Origin of the sequence: Mesorhizobium sp. M5C.F.Ca.IN.020.32.2.1 (assembly GCF_004023105.1) — a bacterium.
Taxonomy (GTDB): Bacteria; Pseudomonadota; Alphaproteobacteria; order Rhizobiales; family Rhizobiaceae; genus Mesorhizobium; species Mesorhizobium wenxiniae.
This window is the reverse complement of the sequence record NZ_RZSX01000690.1, coordinates 1-3,492: the sequence shown is the minus strand read 5'-3', so window position 1 is coordinate 3,492 and position 3,492 is coordinate 1. Positions and strand designations below refer to the sequence as shown.

Below are 3,492 nucleotides of genomic sequence, written 5' to 3'. Positions count from 1 at the left end.
ACATGGTCATGCGAGTGATAGAAGTAGGTCCCCGACTGGCCCGCCGTGAATTCATATCGGTAGCTGCCGCCGGGCGGGATCGGCTCCTGCGTGATCTCGGCCGGGCCATCCATTTCGTTCGGCAGGATCAACCCGTGCCAATGGAGCGTCGTACTCTCCGGCAGCCGATTCGTGACATTGATGCGCACCCGGTCGCCTTGCCGGATATGCAGCCGCGGGCCGGGAACCTGCCCGTTGATCGCATAGGCGTCGACTTTCACGTCCGGCAGGATCGCCCAGCGGATGACCGAGGTTTCCAGGTCGAACACCTTTACCCCGTTCTCCATCCTGGCTTCCAGTTCCCGGTCGCCGCGAACTTCCAAGCCATGGCTGGCCGTGATCAGGCGAGGATGCACGGCGGCCATGTCCAGCATCGCTGCAGCCGGCGTGTCGCGGTCCATGATCATGCCGGGCGGCATGATGGCGCCGCCTACGTCTCGCGCGCTGAGGGTGAGGTTCACCCAGTTGGCCGGAGCGATCATGCCGAGCGCCAGTGCAAGTACGGACACGCCGCCCAAGGCCGCGAGTTGCGGCACAGTTGCATCCGGTTCCATGCCGTGACCACCATGCGTACCACGCGACCCGCCTCCCCGATTGCCGTGGGAGAAGTCATAGCTGGATCCATGATGGCCGGCTCCGGAGTTATCGCCTGGGTTGCCATGTCTGGGGTTGCCGTGTTCGTCAAAGCGCGCGTCAGCGTGACTGTGCCCCGCCATCCCGACTTCCGCGCCGCCATACGCGTGCTCGCGCCTGCCTTCCCTGGCCTTGTCGAATTCCGGTACGCGTTCGGTCATCAGCCCGTGCTTCAGGCCGCGGGCCACCATCCATACGTTAGAAGGATATGCGGTGATGAAGCCGACGATCACGCCGAACGACATGACACCCCAGAACAGGAGCTCGGTCGGCTCCATGGCCCGCATGTCGCTGCCCATCATGAGGAAGCTCATGACCGGCGCCATGCCCGCCATCATGAAATTCATGCTGATGAATTCCGGCATGAAGCTCTTGCGGACATTCTCCCAATAGGTGCCGCCCATCATCGATTTCATGAACAGCGACTGGAAGATGAACAGGCCGAATGCGAATCCGGCAACATACTCGACGATGAGATCGATCCACATCGGCAGCCCAAGAGCGGCGGTGATTGCCGCCGCGAGAATGATGCCGGTGGCGTCTCCGGCGACGCAGTGGATCGTCGAGCCTACGCCTTGCTTCCACAGCGGCTTGGTGAACGCCTCGTGTTCGCCTGGCCGCGGCTCCTTGTCGGCCAGCACGTAAATCAGCAGCCCCAGCGGCCCCATATAGAGCGTGACCAGGATGAACCCCCATTTCATCACCACGGGTTCGGGGTTGTTGCGGAACTGGTCCCACGCAACATAGGCCGTGCTCAGGCCCGCCAGAACGAACCAGACTGCGAGGAAGTAGTCGACGGGCTGTACGAACATTGCAGGATTCCTGTCGATTGTCGTCAATGTCACCTGGTCCGGCATCGGGTGAAGTCGATGGCTTGCCTACTGCCGCTTCTCCCTGAACTTGGCGTGGCAGTTCGTGCAGTTCTGCAGCATCAGATGGAATACGTGTTCGGCTGGGATCTTCGAAGGATCGGTATCGGCCGCGCCGCCAGCCCGTTTTCCGAGCAGGTTGCTGCCCATCGCCATTCCGGGTTTCATCCTCATGGCTTCCGTAATGCCATCGGGCGCATCGTCAGCCGCATCTGACAGCGCAGCTGCCAGGCTTTCGAGATGGCGAGCGAGCGCGGCGAATTCTTCTTGGGACTGACCGATATCCGCCTTAGCGGCCGAGGGTTCACCAAGCGAGTCCGCTGGAAATGCGTCTACCATGGCACTTCCGGACCGGCGGCGAATGGTTTCGGTTGCCGCCTTGAAGGCTGTGGCATCGTAGGCCACCTTGCCGGCAAAAATTTCGGAGATGGTCTTGGCGGCGCTCGCCATCGCCTTCATCGACGCTTGGCGCTCGGCGACGACTGGGGCGACGGCTGTCGTCGGGAGCGCCGTCCCGGCGGCGATCGCGGCGATGACAAGAACTGCTGCAATGATGGGGACACGCCTCACTGAACCGTGCCGTGTCCAGCAAGCCCGTCGATGATCGGGCAATCAGGTCGGTCATCGCCGTTGCAATGGTCGGTCAGATGCCGAAGCATGTCCCGCAGTCCGGCGAGTTCCGCAAGTTTCCGGTCGATTTCAGCGAGCTTGGCTTCCGCTATGGCCTTCACATCCGCGCTCTCGCGCTCCTTGTCGCGGTAGAGCGAAAGGAGCTGTCGGCATTCTTCCACAGAGAAGCCAAGGCTTCGGGACCGCTGCAGGAAGCGCAGGCGATGCACGTCGGCCGTCGAATAATCCCTGTACCCGTTGTCGGCACGATCAGGCCTAAGAAGACCGATGTCTTCGTAGTATCGGATGGTCTTTGGCGGCAGGCCGGACTTTTCTGCGGCGGTTCCTATGTTCATGATCTGACCTCAAAGCCTCAGAGAACGAAGTCGTAGCGCGTTGCCGATCACGGAAACCGACGAAAGGCTCATTGCCGCTGCCGCGATCATCGGCGACAGCAGCGTGCCGAAAACCGGGTAGAGAATACCCGCCGCTACCGGTACGCCGAGCGCGTTGTAGACGAAGGCGAAAAACAGGTTCTCCTTGATGTTGCGGATCGTCGCCTGCGACAGCCGCCGCGCCCGGACGATGCCGTTGAGATCGCCCTTGAGCAGCGTGATCCCGGCGCTCTCGACCGCAACATCGGCTCCCGTTCCCATCGCAATGCCGACATCGGCCGCCGCCAATGCGGGCGCGTCGTTAACGCCGTCGCCGGCCATCGCGACGCCTGCACCTTTCGCATGCAGCTCATCGATCAGCGTCTTCTTGCTTTCGGGCAGCATATCGGCCCTGACTTCGTCGATGCCGAGCCTCGAAGCTACAGCTTTGGCGGTGCGCTCGTTGTCGCCCGTCGCCATAATGATCCTGAGCCCGCTGTCGTGCAGCGCGCGGATCGCTTCCACCGTTGTCGCCTTGATCGGATCGGCGACGGCGACGAAACCGGCAAGCCTGCCATCGGTCGCAACGAACATCACGGTCTTGCCGTCGGACCGCAGCGCATCGGCACGCTCCTTCGCCACCTCCAAGCCGATGCCCAGATCGTCCATAAGCAGCGCGTTGCCGAGCGCGACAGCGCGGCCCTTGACGGCCCCTCGGACTCCCTTGCCGGTGAGGGCCTCGAAGTCGCCGGCCTCGCCGATTTCTGCGCCGCGCTCCCGCGCGCCCTCGACGATCGCCTCGGCCAGCGGATGCTCCGAACCCTTTTCCAGACTGGCGGCAAGGCCGAGCAGTTCGGTCTCAGGAAAACCGTCGAGCCCGACGACATCCGTCAGCCTCGGCCTGCCCTCGGTAAGCGTGCCGGTCTTGTCGACGATCAACGTATCGACCTTAGCGAAGCGTTCCAACG

4 protein-coding genes are annotated in these 3,492 nt (G+C 62.7%); all 4 read right to left on the bottom strand.

The window, feature by feature from the left end; translation table 11 throughout:
• On the bottom strand, nt 1-1,484 hold a 1,484-nt coding region (locus tag EOA86_RS27070; RefSeq protein ID WP_128344490.1), incomplete at its 3' end, for a DUF4396 domain-containing protein.
• A 66-nt stretch (nt 1,485-1,550) separates the two neighbouring features.
• Nucleotides 1,551-2,066 carry a cytochrome c gene (locus tag EOA86_RS27065; RefSeq protein WP_281033722.1) on the bottom strand — a complete coding sequence of 172 codons (516 nt, stop codon included), beginning with the start codon at nt 2,064-2,066 and terminating at the stop codon, nt 1,551-1,553.
• Between the two features lie 41 nt (nt 2,067-2,107).
• The gene (gene cueR / locus EOA86_RS27060; RefSeq protein ID WP_128344488.1) at nt 2,108-2,506 is read right to left on the bottom strand and encodes a Cu(I)-responsive transcriptional regulator; all 399 of its coding nucleotides are present in this window, start codon (nt 2,504-2,506) and stop codon (nt 2,108-2,110) included.
• Nucleotides 2,507-2,515: 9 nt separating this feature from the next.
• The coding region (locus EOA86_RS27055; RefSeq protein ID WP_128344487.1) for an HAD-IC family P-type ATPase at nt 2,516-3,492 on the bottom strand (977 nt) is incomplete at its 5' end.

Bases quoted from the DNA above. Each gene is read 5' to 3' on its own strand.
- cueR (WP_128344488.1), bottom strand. From the start codon at position 2,506: ATGAACATAGGAACCGCCGCAGAAAAGTCCGGCCTGCCGCCAAAGACC.